Raw genomic sequence first — 14287 nt, forward strand, 5'->3', positions numbered from 1 at the left:
CATGCAATGCTCAGCACGATAACGTAATTCACTCACAACTTGAGATAGATCCCATCCTTCTCCAACTTCCGCAAAAACACCCACGTCACCGCGAGGTAAACCACGAACCCGCCCAAGACGTACCACCCCGGCGAATCCCCCGGCACGAACCGCTCTACCGAGTTCCCCACAATCCCGTGGAGCACATACGCCGCGAGCGCGTTCGTCCCGAACGTGCGGAACAGCCCAAGCCGCCAGCCCCACTCGTCGCACGCGATGAGGAACAACGCGAACACGCCAAGTGAGACGCCGGCGGCGAAGACGTGGTAACTCAGCGTCGCCGAGCGTTGGCCCATCATCCAAAAATTCTCTTCCCGCAACTCCGGCCCCGGCGGCGGCACGAAGGGCGGTTCGATCGCGTCCAGCGAGTGCGTTGCCCACCGCTCCGCCCCCGGCGCCACCGGGTCAATCGCCCATTTTTCTTGCGGATTTGAATCCGGTCGCTCCGGCGCGATGTCGTACAGCGACGAACCGCACGACAGCAGCCAACCGCACGCCATCAGCGTGACGCTCCACCCAAACAGCTTTCGCAACCTCCCCGCGGAGTCGCCGCCTACCACCGCATCGCACGCGAGCGTGCCGACGACCATCGGCGTCGTCCATGCCAGGAAGCCGAGCACGCCGCCGTCGATCCCGTTGTGCTGCACCCACTCAAAATAAAACCAGTGCGACAACACGGCGAACGCTACCGCCGACGCCACGGCATACGCCATGCGCACCAGCGCGCCGCTGCGAATCACGGGCAGAATCCACAGCGACGTCACCGCAATGTGCATCAGCGTTTGAAACCATGCTCGCAGACTGCGCTGCAGCACGCCGAGCGGACCTAGCTCCACCAGCTCGCTCCAACGCTCCGCCATCGTCGGCGCCGTGTATATCGCCAGCGCCACCAGCGCGAGCCCCAGCAATCGACGCACCACATGCCCGTACGCTTGCCGCAGCCCTGCAGCCTGCGCGCGCCGCCCGAAGGTCAACCGAAACGCAAACCCCACCGCGAAGAAAAACTGCGGCATGATCACGTCGGCGTAGCTGCAAAAGTTGTTCTGATGCGTCAGCACCAGCGGCATCGCGTCGTACGAGCCGAGAAAGTTCACCACGAACATTCCCGCCACGGTATACCCGCGGAACTGATCAAGCGATTCAATCCGGCCAGTGGCTGCCATCGTTCATGTCCCCCTCCCTTGAAGGGAGGGGCCGGGGGAGGGATTTATCACTTCGCGTAACGACGCTCGGCACGTCACGCGTGCGATGCCTTCACGCGGAATATCATCGCGCATGCCGATACCCGCAGCCACAGCAATTCCCCACTCCACAACGGACGAATTCCGCCCCGCGTCTCTCCTCTGATCGGCCTGAGTCGCTTCAGCTACCAGGCGGCGCCACGCCCAGTTCCCCGTCGCAACGCAGAGCATCCCCTGCGCACCAGTGAGAGTGCCCCCCACCCTCAGCCCGAGTAAACTACATTTAGTTCCCTGATCGACGCCGGCGGCTCCGAGGTCTCGCATGGTTCAACGGCTACGTCTTCTCGCGCTCGCCGCAGCGCTCGTTCCCGCCCCGAACGCGCTCGCCGCCGACTTCGGCTTCTTCGGCCGCAGCGGCGATGGGATCGAAATTAATCTTGCCAGCCTCCCCGGCATCTCGCCTGGTTCGACGTTCTCGGATCTCAATCTCAGCGGCTTCACCGGTCACACCGTCCTCACGAGCGATTTGCTCACCGCTCAACCATTCGCCAACTCCGGACGGTTCTGGGTCTTTCCCAATCCCGCCCGCAACACCGCGGCACTTGGTGACGTGAACACGACGGCGCGCGGCTTCCAGGGCGTGCTAAATGGCAGCCTACTCGTCAACGGCGTGTCGCAGACGTTCAGCGTCACGGTGCAACCCGGCTACACGGGCGCCGGCGCCGGGTCGGTTGGGCAAAGCTCCGAAAGCCAAGGGCGAGCCGCGAACAACCCGCTCTTCGTCGCTCAACAGCAACAGCGGCTCCGCTACTTTGGATTCGTGAGCGAAGGGGGCGCCGCTGTCGCCGTCGACGCTGACTTCGGCGCAGGCACGGCGACGGCGCTCAAGACCTTTCAGGGCGCCTTCATCGGCGGCATCAACACGACGCAAGCCAACGCCGACGGCATCATCGGCCCCACCACGGCCGGCTGGCTGAACGCACAGAACGCGCCGACCTTCCAAAAAATCGTGCCGACGTCGGCATACACCGTCTCCGCAGTGTCAGAAAGCTATGCCACCAGCTGGACGCTCGACCTGATCGCCAAGGGATCGATCAACGCGAAGGCCGCGACGGGCATCACGCAACGCATTACCGCTCTTTCAACGGTCGACGGCTATGGCTCGTCTCAGTGGCACTCGACGCATCTCGTCGGCACCGACATCGATCTGGCGACGAACGCTTCCACCCACAACTGGGGCAACGGCGTCACTAGCACCGACGAAGCGAACGTCATTAAGCACGCCGTGGCGTTCGCCGACACCGTTGCCAGCGGCCACGTCATCCGCTTCATCACGTCGAACCAAGATATTTACGACGGCATCCACGCCGCCCGACCGAGCGTGCCGTTGTACTACGACACCTCGGGCGGCCATCAAGACCACTTGCACATCGACGTCGGCCCGCCAACGCGCGTCGCCGGCCGCGCAAACCTCGCCGGCGATTTTAATCTCGACGACGTCGTCAACGCGCAAGACCTCGCCGTATGGGAGCAGTACGTCGGCGCCAACTTCACCGGCGGCGACTTCCTCACCTGGCAGCGAAACTTCGGCCGTAGCCAGCCGGTAATTGGCGCTGAAGTTGCCGTGCAGAGCGTCCCGGAACCGAGCACGCCGCTGCTGCTAGCCAGCGGTGCATCGTTGCTTTCGTTCGTCAGATCTCGACGTGCGTCACGCCCCCCACTTCGTCGAAGTGGCCGATCTTGAGCAGCACGCCAGGCGAGCCGGGCATCTCGGCGACGAACGCCGGATCGCATACGACAATCGGCGGAGTCGAGACGACCATCGCCATCGCCGACACGTACGAGATCGTCAGCGACAATGCGACGAACCACGGAATCGTCCCGGCCGCGATACAGACCAACTGGTCCCGTTTGGCCCGCGAGAGTTCCTGCTCAATGCAGAACTGCTCGATGACGTCGAACCGATTGAGCGGCGTCGTCAGTTCCAGCGTTTCGTCAAACGTGCAACCGCTAGTGCGCACCTTGCGAAAGTTCTTCGCTACGCTCAGCGCGAGTTTCCGCCGCTTGAACTCCAACTGCGCGTGGTATGCGGCAATGGCCCGTTGCTTCCGGTTCACGGCATACTGCACTAGGGCTCGCGGCCCGGCGAGTCCCAGATTGACGGCCGCCGTCATCGCTTGCAGCGGGCGGCGGTAAAGCGCGAGCCGGCGATACTCGGCAAAGACCTCATCTTGCACCTTCTCGATCGCGGCCATCAAGTCGTCGCGGGTCGTGAGAATCAACTCGTCGCCCATCTCCACGCAGAGTGGCTTGAGGTAATAAACTTTCACACCCGGCTTTTTGCCCGGACCGTCCATGAATTCGTCGAGCCGCGTTTGCACGCAGGCGGGAATGGCGTCGGTAATCTTGTCGAAGTGCTCGCGCTCGGTCACCGTGACGAAAAACTTCCCCTTCGGCAACCGAATCGACGCCTCGTACAAATCCAACTCGCGGACCTGCGTGAAGTCGCTGCGGTGTTTTTTGATGACCGCATTCCAACGCGCGTCTCTGCCGGCAAATGGCCGCGTCTCTTGCAACATCGTTTCCGACATCGCGGCGCGGCCATCCTTCGGCGGCACCCAAATCGGACTGCCAACCCACGCTCCGAACGGCTTTAACTCTTGGTCGAGCGTAAACGGCTCGTCAAAGGCCGGATCGAGAATCGAGGGCAGGACGCTGCGCGTGACGCGCGGCCGAACTGATGGGCGTTCAATGATTGCAGGCATGTTTGGTCTCCACGGAAGTGAACTGACGCAATGCCGAACGTTGTCGCGAGTCGCAGGCTGATTCGCTTTCAGCAGCCTGCTTCCCACGATCTGTAGGCGAAAGATGCGTCCCCCGCCTATTCGAGCTGCGCTGCCAGACATTGGCAGTATTCCGCGCCGCGAAGTTTCCAGCCACTTGCCGCGATACTTCCCGGCATTTCCTCAAAATGAATGGCAGCGCAACGCATCCGTTAAGATGATTGGCCACCGACCCAAATTTGTGCAAGAAAAGTAGGTTGGCCATTGAGTCCGACAGCCCCGCTAGCTGACTCTCGTTTCGAAGCAGCGATTCCTGAGAACCCACCAGTGAAACCACGCGTCACCTTCATCACCCTCGGCGTCGACAACCTCGAACGAGCCGTCGCCTTTTATCACGATGGCCTCGGCCTCGCGACGCCCGGCATCATCGGCCAGGAATTCGAACATGGCGCCGTCGCGTTCTTCGATATGCAGCCGGGTCTGAAGCTAGCGCTCTTTCCTCGCGCCAGCCTCGCCCGCGACGCCACGATTCGGCCGGGCCCGCGCAGCAGCACCGAATTCGCGCTCGCTCACAATGTTGCCTCGCGCGACGAAGTCAACGGGCTCATGCAGCAGGCCGTCGCCGCCGGCGCTGCGATCATCAAACCGGCCCAAGACACCTTCTGGGGCGGCTACGCCGGCTACTTCGCCGATCCCGATGGCCACCTCTGGGAAGTGGCGTGGAATCCGAATCTGCTGCCTGACGACTGAAGCGGCAAGTAGTTCGCACGGGAGAAATTGGGCAAAGAAAAGCTGCCGCTATGTTCAGCGATTGTTCAGCGCACGCCCATCGCCGACGCACGGAGCTCGCGACGCTTCCGCAATAAGGCGACTGATAGGGCGACGGCCATCGTCGCCGCGGTGGTTGGTTCTGGTACAGCCAGTACTGCAATGGTCACCGTCGCTCCCATAGCAACGAACCCAACGTTGCACCCACGGTCGCACGGAACTCCTAGGCGGAATTCGAACGGCGTATTGTCTGCGAAGAGGCCGGTCAGGATACCGCGTATTCCAGTGAGATCTCTTGACGCTCCGGGCGGGAGGTCATTAATAGGTACGCCATCCAGAGCAAACGACTTTGCCAGAAGGCTCACCTCGCTGCCCACCGTGGCGCTGAGCCCCTTTTCAAACACCCCGCCCAGAATCTCCACTCGGCCGCCGCTATCGACGGCAACCCCCTGATTGGTTCCACCGGCGATTCGCAACGATGCATCGCCGTATACCCCGGCTAGGAATCTCGTCGTACCGCCGACATTCGCCGTCGAACCTGAGCGCAATATCAGCCGATCGACGCGTCCCCCAAAAATCGTCGCGTCGCTATTGAGCGCATTGAGTTCGTAAACGCTTCCGCCCGTAATCCGCGCCGTGGACCCGCCGACAAGTTCCAGCGCGCCCATCGTTCCAGCGGAGACAACCACTTCGCTCCCTAGCAGGGCCGCTACCGAGCCAATCGAACCATTCGTCAGTGTGATCTTGCCTTTCACCGCCTCCAGGCCGGATGCGACGGAGCCCCCTCTCACGTTCAGCGTCCCGCCTGGAGCGACGCTGAACGACTCTCCCAATGCCCCGCGGGGGCCAACACTGAGCGTCTGCCCTCCACGCACTCCAGTTGGAATTGGTAGCGGAGGAAACTCAATAGTGCTTGCCCCGAGAGCCGGAATCGCGGCGCGATGCAGTTGAATCACTCCGTCGCCGATTCTATCGCGATGATAAATAGGCAAATCGCCGATCGAGAACGTCGATCCGTCGGCAAGGGTTCCAGTCAATAAGCTCCCCGCTGGTACATTGATTGGCGTTGATGCGCCAATCGCATCAAGCCCAGCGATCGGTATGCCGTCGAGCTTGAACTCGCCGCCGAAAAAGTTGACCGTTCCGCTGCTCAATATCGCACGCGGTCCGAATCGGCCGCCGGAGATGTTGACGAGTCCGCCCGTCACCATCCCCTCTCCAACGACGCCGCCGCTGAGATTCACCTCGGCGTCGCCAATCTCCAACGAACCGAAGCTGGTCAACTCAAGAATACCGCCGGACATATTAAGCTTCCCGCCGTCGGTGACGTCGACCCGTCCCAAGACGCGACCGCCGGAAAGATTCAGCTCGCCTCCTTCAACGAAGACGCCGCTCCCGTTGCTGCCGCCAGAAATATTGGCGGTTCCCCCTTCTTGAACCCTCAGACGCCAACCGATTTGCCCGCCCAGCAGGTTGAACTCCACATTCGTTTTAGATCCGTCCGAAGCGCCGACGAGGAGATCATCGCCAACCACGCCGCCAGGCAGCACGTTCACCTGAGTATTCGACGCCAAAAAACTTGGCGCCGGATTTGGCGGAACATTAAGGATCGTCGTGAACTGGCCGAACGCCGTCGGACTCAATGTGCAGAGCAGAGCGGAAGCAATGAAACCGAAGTTGCGCATCATGAACTCTTGATAAGGATGGAGGCGCCATCATCTCAACCGAGTGTGATAAGGTCAAGCTGATTAGGTTCGACCGCCATCGCCAGCCCAGTCCTCGCTACAGTCGACTGATATTCACTCAAAAGGCGACGGATGTTGCCGATCGATTTCGTGCCGAGGCTCGCTCCATACGGCAGGCCGGCAGCGTGGCCGGTTGTCACGCCAAGCCAATGACTTTTAACGCCAGCGGAATCAGCACCGCCGCCGCCACGGCATGCAGCCCGATCGCCAGGCCCGCGAAGGCGCCGGTTTCATTTCCATCTTGAAACGCCCGCGCCACGCCCGCCCCATGCGCCGACATCCCCAGCGCTAGCCCCTCCGCGGCGGCCGACGGCCGGCCGACAAGTCGCCCCGTCACGGCCAGCACGCCTGGGATCGTGATCGCGCCGAACACGCCGGTGATGATGACGATGCTTGCCGTCAGCGTCGGGTTGCCGCCAAACTGCTCGGCCACCGCCATCGCCACCGGCGTCGTGACGCTCCTCGGCGCCAGCGATGCGATGAGCGACTTCCCCGCCCGCGCGGCGAGCAACATCCCGACGGTGACGACCAAGCTCGTCACCGCAGCAGCCAATGTCGCGCCCGCTAGCGGCACGAGCACCGCTCGCACACGTTGTCGCTGCTCGTACAACGGCACCGCCAGCGCGATCGTCGCGGGCCCCAACAAAAAGTGCAGCAACTGGACGCCGGCAAAATAATCACGGTACTCAATCCCACGCAGTAACAGGCACGGCACAATCAACGCCACCGCCCACAACAGCGGGTTGAACACCGCGCGCCGCCCCGACCAGCGGAATAGCGCCTCGGCAAGTTCGTAGCAAACCAATGTGACGGTGAGCGAGAACAGTGCGAGTTGCGAAATCACGACGCCCCATCCTTTCGCCGCCCGCCCAGTGCATCAAACGTCAGCGCCGCTGCGAGAGCCGTCGCCCAGGTGGTCGCCACCAGCACCGCCAACAGCAACGGCCCGTGGCTCGCAAGATCGCCGAAGATCGCCATGACGCCGACGCTCGCCGGCACAAAGAACAAGAGCATGTTCCGCAACAGCGTGTGAGCAAACGGCGCGATTCGCGTGTGCAATCCCGGAACAAGGCAAAGAGCCACAAACAGGCCCACGCCGCCAATCACCGTCCCCGGCACGGGTAACCCGCAACCACGCGCGACCAGTTCGCCGGCATACTGCGCCGAAACCAGCACCATGAACGGAAACACCGCGGAAAGATTCATACCAGACAGGCCAAGGCAGGGGTGGGTGGGCGGGAGGGGGATTTCCGCGTGCAATTGCTAGCGGAGATCGTACAATGAACCGCATGCAAAAACAAGACGCATCGTCTCGTAATGAGGTTCGCCCCGGCCGCCCCCGCAGCGTCGCCACGCAAGAAGCCATCCTCGCCGCCTCGCTACGCCTCACCGAGCGCGTCGGCTACGCCCAACTCACCATCGAAGGGATCGCCGCCGAAGCAGGCGTCGGCAAACAAACCGTCTACCGCTGGTGGCCCTCGAAGGCCGCCCTCGTACTCGAAGCCTTTTCGCAAGACGCCCGCGCCGTGGTGAAGGTCCGCGTCACCGGCAACCTCGAGATCGACCTCGAAAAATTTCTCATCGCCGCCTACCGCCGCCTCGCCGGCCCCCGCGGCGTCGTCTTCCGCAGCCTCCTCTCCGAGGCGCTCATCAACGCCGACTTCGCGCAGCAGTTCTACGACGAGTATCTGCAAAGCCGCGTCGACGACCTGAAGACGGTCCTCTCCGGCAGCGCAGAAGAAGCAGAGGCACGCGACGTCCCCGTCGAGGTCGTCGAAATGATCTACGGCGCTCTCTGGTACCGCATGGCCACCAACCAGCGACTCACTCCCGCCGCCGCCCGCGAAGTCGCCGCCGCCGCGGTGCGATTGCTATCGAACTAATTAAGTAGCCCTGGTTGCCGCCCCCAGCGGCTACCAGGGCGGCGCAACCGCAAGACGCCGCTCGATTTTGGGGCTGGGCGCTTACGCGCTATAAAAATCAACTCGCTGAACCCCCATCCCCTCCGCCGGCGCCAGCGAAAAGAACACCACGGGCTCGCCATTCACCTCGATCCGCCCCGCGAGCCCGCGTTCCGCCCGCACCTCAATTGCCGCCGCGTCTCTTCGCGATAGCGCGTGTCGCAGCTTCTCCAGCAGTTCGGCAAGATCCTCATCGAGCGCCACATTGTCAGCGAACAGTTCCGCCGGCAGCGACGCCGCATCGCTCCGCACCGCCGCCACGAGCGCTAGCCCGCGACTCACAACCGTCTCTTCGCCGTATCGCAGCGATGCGATTACGCGCGGCGATTGCTCCTGAATATCCAGCCACAGCCCACGACACAATTCATTCGCGGGGAAGTAGGTGACGTTTCCGAGCGCGATCACGCCGATCCCGCGAGTCTGCGACCAACTCATGTGGCTCCCAAACCCCGGCAGCCCGCCGGAGTGCCCCACGAACCACTCCTGCCCAATGAAGTTGCCGCGCAGCCCGTAGCCATACCCCATCGCATTCGTCGCCTTGCCAACCGAGTCGATCGGATGCATCACAGCCGTCAACCGCTCCATCTCGCGCCGCGAACTCGCCGCCAGCACCTGTTCGAACTGCGAACGGCGCGCGCTCGGCGTTCCATGTGCATCCGTGAAGAACCCCACCCACCGCGCGAGATCGCGCAACGTCGAGCAGAGCCCGCCGAACACCGCCAAGTCAGACTCGACGCGAAACTCCGTCTCCGCCTGAAAGCCATCGCCCGTCCGCCGAAACCCACCGGCGCCGCGCGGCGCGTTTCCGTCGCGCGCAGCATAATTCCAACTCGTGTCGCTCATCCCCAGCGGCCGCAGCAACTCGCGCGAAATGTATTCCAGCGCGCTCACGCCCGCGACATTCGAAAGGACCCGCCCAAGCAGCATGTACCCCAAGTTCGAGTATTGATACTCCTCGCCCGCGTCGTTGCTGAACTGCACTCCGGCGAACAGTTCCGCATTCAAAAACGCGGCGGACTCCCCCAGCTTCCGATCAGCCCAGGGATCATCCGCCGCAGGCAGCCCCGACCGCATCCTCAGCAACCGCCGCACCGTCACGCGTTTCCACCGCTCATCAAGCCGCAGCTCCGGTACGTACTCCGCCACGCCGCGATCGAGTTGCAACCGCCCCGCATCCCGCAACTTCAGCACGGCCGCCGCAGCAAAGCACTTCGTCATCGATGCGATTCGAAACGGAGTCCGCGCCGGATCAATCAGCTCTCCAAACGCAGCATCACGTTGCGAGGCCGTCGCAACCAACTCGCCATCGCAACAAACAGCGGCTACGGCATACGGCGCGGAATGCTTCTGCGAATAATCGGCAAGCTGCGTTTCAACAATCGACTGGTAATTCATCAGCGAGTGAGGCCTTCAACCTCGCAAGCAGCACACGGCGGCCAACATTGCTTCGACGACTCCATTAGCCCGAAAGCCTCACCGACGCCGCGTCATTCTCAAAGAAAACTATTGGGGAACCGTCGCTTCCGGCGTCGCCCGATTCTCCACCGCACGTCCGAATCGGTACTTCGAATACCACAACCAACTGCTGAAGGTGAACGCCAAAATCGCCACCAACGCGATCGTGACCTTGGTTGATTTTTTCATAGCTTTCCCATAGGTAGAAGTTGAATCAATCGCCGACGCCGTGATTCTGCTCACCGCTCACCGCTCACCGCCCACTCAATCGTCACTCGCAACTCAAACCAACCCCGCCAACTCTGCCGGCAACGGCGACTCAAACCTCAGCAATTCCCCCGACACCGGATGCGGGAACTGCAGCATACCAGCGTGGAGCGCCAGCCGCCGCACTGGGTTAGTTCGCGCGCCATATTTGCCGTCGCCGACAACCGGACATCGCTCATCGGCCAAGTGCACCCGAATCTGATTCCGCCGCCCCGTCTTCAGCGTCAACTCGACGAGCGCGTACTCCTCGCCGCGCTTCAGCACGCGATAGTTTGTCACCGCCGGCCGCGTCTGCTCGTTGGGCTGCCGCACGCTATAGACCAGGTAAGGTTGGCTCTCGTCGAGGTGCGACGAAATCACCCCCTCGCCAGCCGCCGGCTTCCCCTCGACGACCGCCAAGTAACGTTTGTCGGCCTCGTTCCATTTACCTTGCAGCGCCTGCTTCATCTCTTCGGACCGAGCGAAGACCATCAGCCCCGACGTCTCGCGATCAAGCCGATGAACAATCCACACCCGCTCAGGGCTCCGCGGCTTGCCGTGGCGCACATACTCCGTCAGGTGGGCGTAAGCCGTCCGTTCCCGCTCCGTCTCATTCGCCATGCTCAACAAACCAGCCGGCTTGTCGATGACGATCAGCGCCGCATCCTCGAACACAATCTTCATGCCAAACGGCAACAAGGCTTCGGCGCGAACCTCTTCCTTCCCCCGAATCGAGACGACGTCCCCCGCCTGCAGCGGATGATTGAAACGGGTGGTCGACCGACCGTTGACCTGAATCGCCCCATGCTTCAGCCACTGCCGCACCTTGGCTTTCTTCACGTCGGCATGGCTCGCAAACAGAAAGGCCAACAGTTCGGCAGGTTGGTCAACAACTTGAGGCGCAGGCATGGCGGGTCGTGGAGCGAGGCGGGGCAGGGCGTAAGGCCGGCGAGAGTTTACCAACCGGCAAGCCCTCCAGTCTAACCACTCCGCCGCTCCTCTGCGTCGGTACGATATATCACCGCTCTGGGTAGCCCCGGTTGCCGCCCCCAGCGGCTACCGGGGCGGCGCAGCCGCAAGAGGCGACGAGCACGGGGTGCCACTGGCGTGCCGCCAGTGCAGAAGTATCGCAATGACACGCGTCCCTAACGACTCGCAAGCAGGCTTAGAAATAAATTGGCACATGGCCCAAGCACAGTACCTTCCATGCGCAATCGACTAACACCCCCACATGCGACCATCGGTCCTCAATTTCATGACAAGCCAACAATCGCTCGACGACATCCAAATGCTGCTTCTCCGGTACCCAGGAGTGACATCTGCGGCAGCGTTTCACTCTCCGGAAACGGACGCAATTCGCATTCGCTTTAGATGCACGGATGCAAACTCGCTCCGGGCGATTGCCGTGGCTGCAGTTTGGGCCAACGTGGCGATCACGTTGGGTAATCCCAATACTCGTCGCTGCCATGAGCCGCCTGACGCACGCGATCTACCGTGTGACATTCTGATTCCAGATTCGGAGACCACATCACCTACCCATCCAGAAAGATTGGCTGTCTATCTTTCTGACGACCTTGAAGCTCAAGGTTTGATCGAGTTGGAACTCCTGAGCAGTCTTCACGCTCGTTGGAATACTCGCTTAGCACAGCGAAACTATAAGCCGTAGATGCACGGCAACGCGCTGAGAACTCGAAGCGATGGACGCCGGGTGGCCGAAAATAGTTGCTGATAGGAGCCGTTCAAATTGCTAGGCTCGTACGTAGGTTGGGCTTTCAGCCCGACAAGCACCACGCAGCGGCCGCCAATATCTCTCGGCGCCTCCGTCAGGCTGAACGCCTGAGCTACGTCCGCGCGCCGAAGTAACCGACACCTCGCATGACCAACAGCATTTTGTCACCGCATCATCCATTTTGTCACCCGCCTGTCGCCGCGCATCTTCCAACCATTTCAAGACTTAGGAATTATGTCGCCAAAAATGCGTTTCGCGACAAAATAGCGACTCGCGACAAAATGCCATTCCAACACGCAGCGAGGGGCGCGTCATGACTCACTATCTCCTCCTCATCCACGGCAACGCTCGCAGCGATCCCTCGCCTGCGGAGTGGGCCGCGTTCTTCCACACTGCCGAACAGAGCGGCCTGTTCCGCGGCGGCAGCGCCATCGGCGGCCGGACCATCTTAGGCGACGCCGCCAACGCCCAACCGAGCGATCACATCGTCGGCTACATGCGTTTCGACGCCGACGACAAACAGCCGCTGCTCGACCTCCTGCACACCCACCCCGTCATCGCCCACGGCGGCACGGTTGAACTCTGCGAGCTCCCCGAAACATAAAACTCCCACCAGCCCCGCCAACAATCCGCGTCCATCCGCCTAATCCGCGAAAATCCGCGTCCCATTCTTCTCTTCCTGCGCTTCCTCCTTGTAGATGCCCGTCGAAAAGCCGCTCCGGCGGGTCGTTGACCCGCGGCTACTGGCTGCTGCTAGCGTTCCAACAAAAAACCTGAATTTCTCTTGCACCAACCACTGAACACTCATATAGTATCCGTGCGTACAGTACAAAGATGAACGCCCGGCGGTCGTAGCCGGCCAATTCCGATCTCCCTTCTATTCTGCTATTAATAGGGACCCCAACTCATGGTTGCCGCTACAACCGCCAATCCAACGACCGCATCGAGAAACGGCATGGCTAAGAAGGAAAAAGAAAAGGCTCCCGCCAAGAAGGGCGAGAAGGCTGGCAAAGCTGGCGTCGACAAGAGCGCCAAAAAGTCGGCCGCCGACATCATGCTCGAAGCGAGCTCCGAGCTTCGCAACACCGTCGCCGCCATCGAAAAGCAGTATGGCGAAGGCTCGATCATGCCCCTCGGCGCCGACAAGCAGCGGCGAATCGAGGGCATCCCCACCGGCAGCCTGTCGGTCGACCTCGCCCTCGGCGGCCAAGGCATCCCCCGCGGCCGCGTCATCGAATGCTTCGGCCCCGAATCGAGCGGCAAGACGACGCTTGCCCTCCACGTCATTGCACAGGCCCAACGAGCAGGCGGCATCGCGGCGTTTATCGACGCCGAACATGCCCTCGACCCCACCTGGGCCAAGAAGCTCGGCGTAGACCTCGAAACGCTCCTGGTCAGCCAGCCCGACTCGGGCGAAGAGGCGATGACGATCACCGAAATGCTCGTCAAAAGCAACGCGGTCGACGTCATCGTCGTCGACTCGGTCGCCGCCTTGGTGCCGAAGCGTGAACTCGAAGGCGAAATCGGCGACTCGCACGTCGGCCTGCAGGCCCGTCTGATGAGCCAGTCGCTTCGCAAGCTGACCGGCGCCATCGCCAAGGCGAAGACCTCGGTCATCTTCATCAACCAGATCCGCGAAAAGATCGGCGTGATGTTCGGCAGCCCCGAAACCACCCCGGGCGGTCGTGCTCTGAAGTTCTACGCCTCCTGCCGCATCGACGTCCGTCGCATCGGCCAGTTGAAGGAAGGCGAAGACGTCGTCGGTCAGCGGGTCCGCGTGAAGATCGTGAAGAACAAGGTCGCCCCGCCGTTCCGGGTCGCTGAGTTCGACATGATGCATACCGACGGCATTAGCTACGAGGGCGACATCCTCGACCTCGGCATGGAGAAGAAGTTCGTCGCCCGCACCGGCGCCTGGTTCCGCTACGGCGAGATGCAGCTCGGCCAAGGCAAGGAGAAGGCCCGCGAGTTCCTCAAGCAGAACCCGCAAATCGCCGAGGAGATCAAGCAAAAGATCATGGCTTCCGGCGGCATGGAAGACATGCCCGTCGGCAAAGCTTCCAGCTCCAACGACGAGGAAGACGCTGGCGACGAGTTTTAGTATTCGTCCGCGCCCGCGGAACCTTGGAAAAATTCGACTGCGAAACCTGCCAACGGGCGGGAGGCGATCAACGCCTCCCGTCCGTTCGCTTTAATCCCCCTGTTTTACCAAACGCCGTCGACGCGATTGCCGGCAGCATCGCGGACAACCGAACCCGCCTCACGCTTGCCCCGTACGGAGACCGAGCCCCTATAATGTGGCAAGGACGTAACTAAAGTAGCATTCCCGACAAGTTGACGCTTTCCTGCTTAGGCATTTCGCCGGCATCGCGTCATCCCA

Annotated in this window: 13 protein-coding genes; 5 read left to right on the plus strand and 8 right to left on the minus strand. The window is 61.8% G+C overall.

From position 1 onward, the window contains the following. Positions 1-32 precede the first annotated feature (32 nt). Entirely contained in the window at positions 33-1202 is a 1170-nt protein-coding gene (locus tag ACQY7R_RS12150; protein WP_428305867.1) for a heparan-alpha-glucosaminide N-acetyltransferase domain-containing protein, read from the minus strand. A 340-nt stretch (positions 1203-1542) separates the two neighbouring features. Here ACQY7R_RS12150 and ACQY7R_RS12155 point away from each other — a divergent pair, with 340 nt between their 5' ends. Continuing rightward, positions 1543-2964 carry a peptidoglycan-binding domain-containing protein gene (locus ACQY7R_RS12155; RefSeq protein WP_428305868.1) on the plus strand — a complete coding sequence of 474 codons (1422 nt, stop codon included), beginning with the start codon at positions 1543-1545 and terminating at the stop codon, positions 2962-2964. Here ACQY7R_RS12155 and ACQY7R_RS12160 read toward each other — a convergent pair. Continuing rightward, positions 2912-3985 (minus strand): hypothetical protein, encoded by a 1074-nt coding sequence (locus tag ACQY7R_RS12160; RefSeq protein ID WP_428305869.1) that lies wholly within the window; start codon positions 3983-3985, stop codon positions 2912-2914. The genes ACQY7R_RS12155 and ACQY7R_RS12160 overlap by 53 nt on opposite strands. Positions 3986-4330: 345 nt before the next feature. Here ACQY7R_RS12160 and ACQY7R_RS12165 point away from each other — a divergent pair, with 345 nt between their 5' ends. After that, positions 4331-4753 (plus strand): VOC family protein, encoded by a 423-nt coding sequence (locus ACQY7R_RS12165; protein ID WP_428305870.1) that lies wholly within the window; start codon positions 4331-4333, stop codon positions 4751-4753. A 65-nt stretch (positions 4754-4818) separates the two neighbouring features. Here ACQY7R_RS12165 and ACQY7R_RS12170 read toward each other — a convergent pair whose 3' ends face one another. The 3 genes from ACQY7R_RS12170 to ACQY7R_RS12180 form a co-directional block, all read right to left on the minus strand. Then, positions 4819-6459 carry a PEP-CTERM sorting domain-containing protein gene (locus tag ACQY7R_RS12170; protein WP_428305871.1) on the minus strand — a complete coding sequence of 547 codons (1641 nt, stop codon included), beginning with the start codon at positions 6457-6459 and terminating at the stop codon, positions 4819-4821. Between the two features lie 193 nt (positions 6460-6652). Beyond that, positions 6653-7360 (minus strand): LrgB family protein, encoded by a 708-nt coding sequence (locus tag ACQY7R_RS12175; protein WP_428305872.1) that lies wholly within the window; start codon positions 7358-7360, stop codon positions 6653-6655. After that, complete coding sequence (locus ACQY7R_RS12180) at positions 7357-7722, minus strand: CidA/LrgA family protein (RefSeq protein ID WP_428305873.1); 366 nt, start codon at positions 7720-7722, stop codon at positions 7357-7359. The genes ACQY7R_RS12175 and ACQY7R_RS12180 overlap by 4 nt, the downstream gene beginning before the upstream one ends. Before the next feature lie 74 nt (positions 7723-7796). Between ACQY7R_RS12180 and ACQY7R_RS12185 the strand changes: the two genes are divergently transcribed. Continuing rightward, a complete protein-coding gene (locus ACQY7R_RS12185; RefSeq protein WP_428305874.1) occupies positions 7797-8399 on the plus strand; it encodes a TetR/AcrR family transcriptional regulator in 603 nt (200 codons plus the stop codon). Positions 8400-8480: 81 nt separating this feature from the next. Here the strand turns inward: ACQY7R_RS12185 and ACQY7R_RS12190 are convergent, their stop codons facing one another. The 3 genes from ACQY7R_RS12190 to ACQY7R_RS12200 all read right to left on the minus strand — a co-directional run bounded on the left by ACQY7R_RS12190 (position 8481) and on the right by ACQY7R_RS12200 (position 11087). Beyond that, positions 8481-9872: a serine hydrolase domain-containing protein gene (locus tag ACQY7R_RS12190; protein WP_428305875.1), complete on the minus strand. Its 1392-nt coding sequence runs from the start codon at positions 9870-9872 to the stop codon at positions 8481-8483. A 108-nt stretch (positions 9873-9980) separates the two neighbouring features. Further along, positions 9981-10121 (minus strand): hypothetical protein, encoded by a 141-nt coding sequence (locus tag ACQY7R_RS12195; protein ID WP_428305876.1) that lies wholly within the window; start codon positions 10119-10121, stop codon positions 9981-9983. A 93-nt stretch (positions 10122-10214) separates the two neighbouring features. Further along, on the minus strand, positions 10215-11087 hold the full coding sequence (locus ACQY7R_RS12200; RefSeq protein WP_428305877.1) for an RluA family pseudouridine synthase: 873 nt from the start codon (positions 11085-11087) through the stop codon (positions 10215-10217). Between the two features lie 1133 nt (positions 11088-12220). Between ACQY7R_RS12200 and ACQY7R_RS12205 the strand changes: the two genes are divergently transcribed. Further along, positions 12221-12511 (plus strand): hypothetical protein, encoded by a 291-nt coding sequence (locus tag ACQY7R_RS12205; protein ID WP_428305878.1) that lies wholly within the window; start codon positions 12221-12223, stop codon positions 12509-12511. Between the two features lie 351 nt (positions 12512-12862). After that, positions 12863-14008, plus strand: coding sequence for a recombinase RecA (recA, locus tag ACQY7R_RS12210; RefSeq protein ID WP_428305879.1), 1146 nt, complete (start codon positions 12863-12865; stop codon positions 14006-14008). The last annotated feature ends 279 nt before the right edge of the window (positions 14009-14287 follow it).

Origin of the sequence: Lacipirellula sp. (genome assembly GCF_965279485.1) — a bacterium.
In the GTDB taxonomy this organism is placed as follows: Bacteria; Planctomycetota; Planctomycetia; order Pirellulales; family Lacipirellulaceae; genus Lacipirellula.

What these genes read in the sequence shown, in the direction of transcription:
- ACQY7R_RS12185 (WP_428305874.1), top strand. Translation starts at nt 7,797, where the DNA reads ATGAACCGCATGCAAAAACAAGACGCATCGTCTCGTAATGAGGTTCGC.
- ACQY7R_RS12200 (WP_428305877.1), bottom strand. Translation starts at nt 11,087, where the DNA reads ATGCCTGCGCCTCAAGTTGTTGACCAACCTGCCGAACTGTTGGCCTTT.
- ACQY7R_RS12155 (WP_428305868.1), top strand. Translation starts at nt 1,543, where the DNA reads ATGGTTCAACGGCTACGTCTTCTCGCGCTCGCCGCAGCGCTCGTTCCC.
- ACQY7R_RS12190 (WP_428305875.1), bottom strand. Translation starts at nt 9,872, where the DNA reads ATGAATTACCAGTCGATTGTTGAAACGCAGCTTGCCGATTATTCGCAG.
- ACQY7R_RS12150 (WP_428305867.1), bottom strand. Translation starts at nt 1,202, where the DNA reads ATGGCAGCCACTGGCCGGATTGAATCGCTTGATCAGTTCCGCGGGTAT.
- recA (WP_428305879.1), top strand. Translation starts at nt 12,863, where the DNA reads ATGGCTAAGAAGGAAAAAGAAAAGGCTCCCGCCAAGAAGGGCGAGAAG.
- ACQY7R_RS12195 (WP_428305876.1), bottom strand. Translation starts at nt 10,121, where the DNA reads ATGAAAAAATCAACCAAGGTCACGATCGCGTTGGTGGCGATTTTGGCG.
- ACQY7R_RS12180 (WP_428305873.1), bottom strand. Translation starts at nt 7,722, where the DNA reads ATGAATCTTTCCGCGGTGTTTCCGTTCATGGTGCTGGTTTCGGCGCAG.
- ACQY7R_RS12170 (WP_428305871.1), bottom strand. Translation starts at nt 6,459, where the DNA reads ATGATGCGCAACTTCGGTTTCATTGCTTCCGCTCTGCTCTGCACATTG.
- ACQY7R_RS12160 (WP_428305869.1), bottom strand. Translation starts at nt 3,985, where the DNA reads ATGCCTGCAATCATTGAACGCCCATCAGTTCGGCCGCGCGTCACGCGC.
- ACQY7R_RS12205 (WP_428305878.1), top strand. Translation starts at nt 12,221, where the DNA reads ATGACTCACTATCTCCTCCTCATCCACGGCAACGCTCGCAGCGATCCC.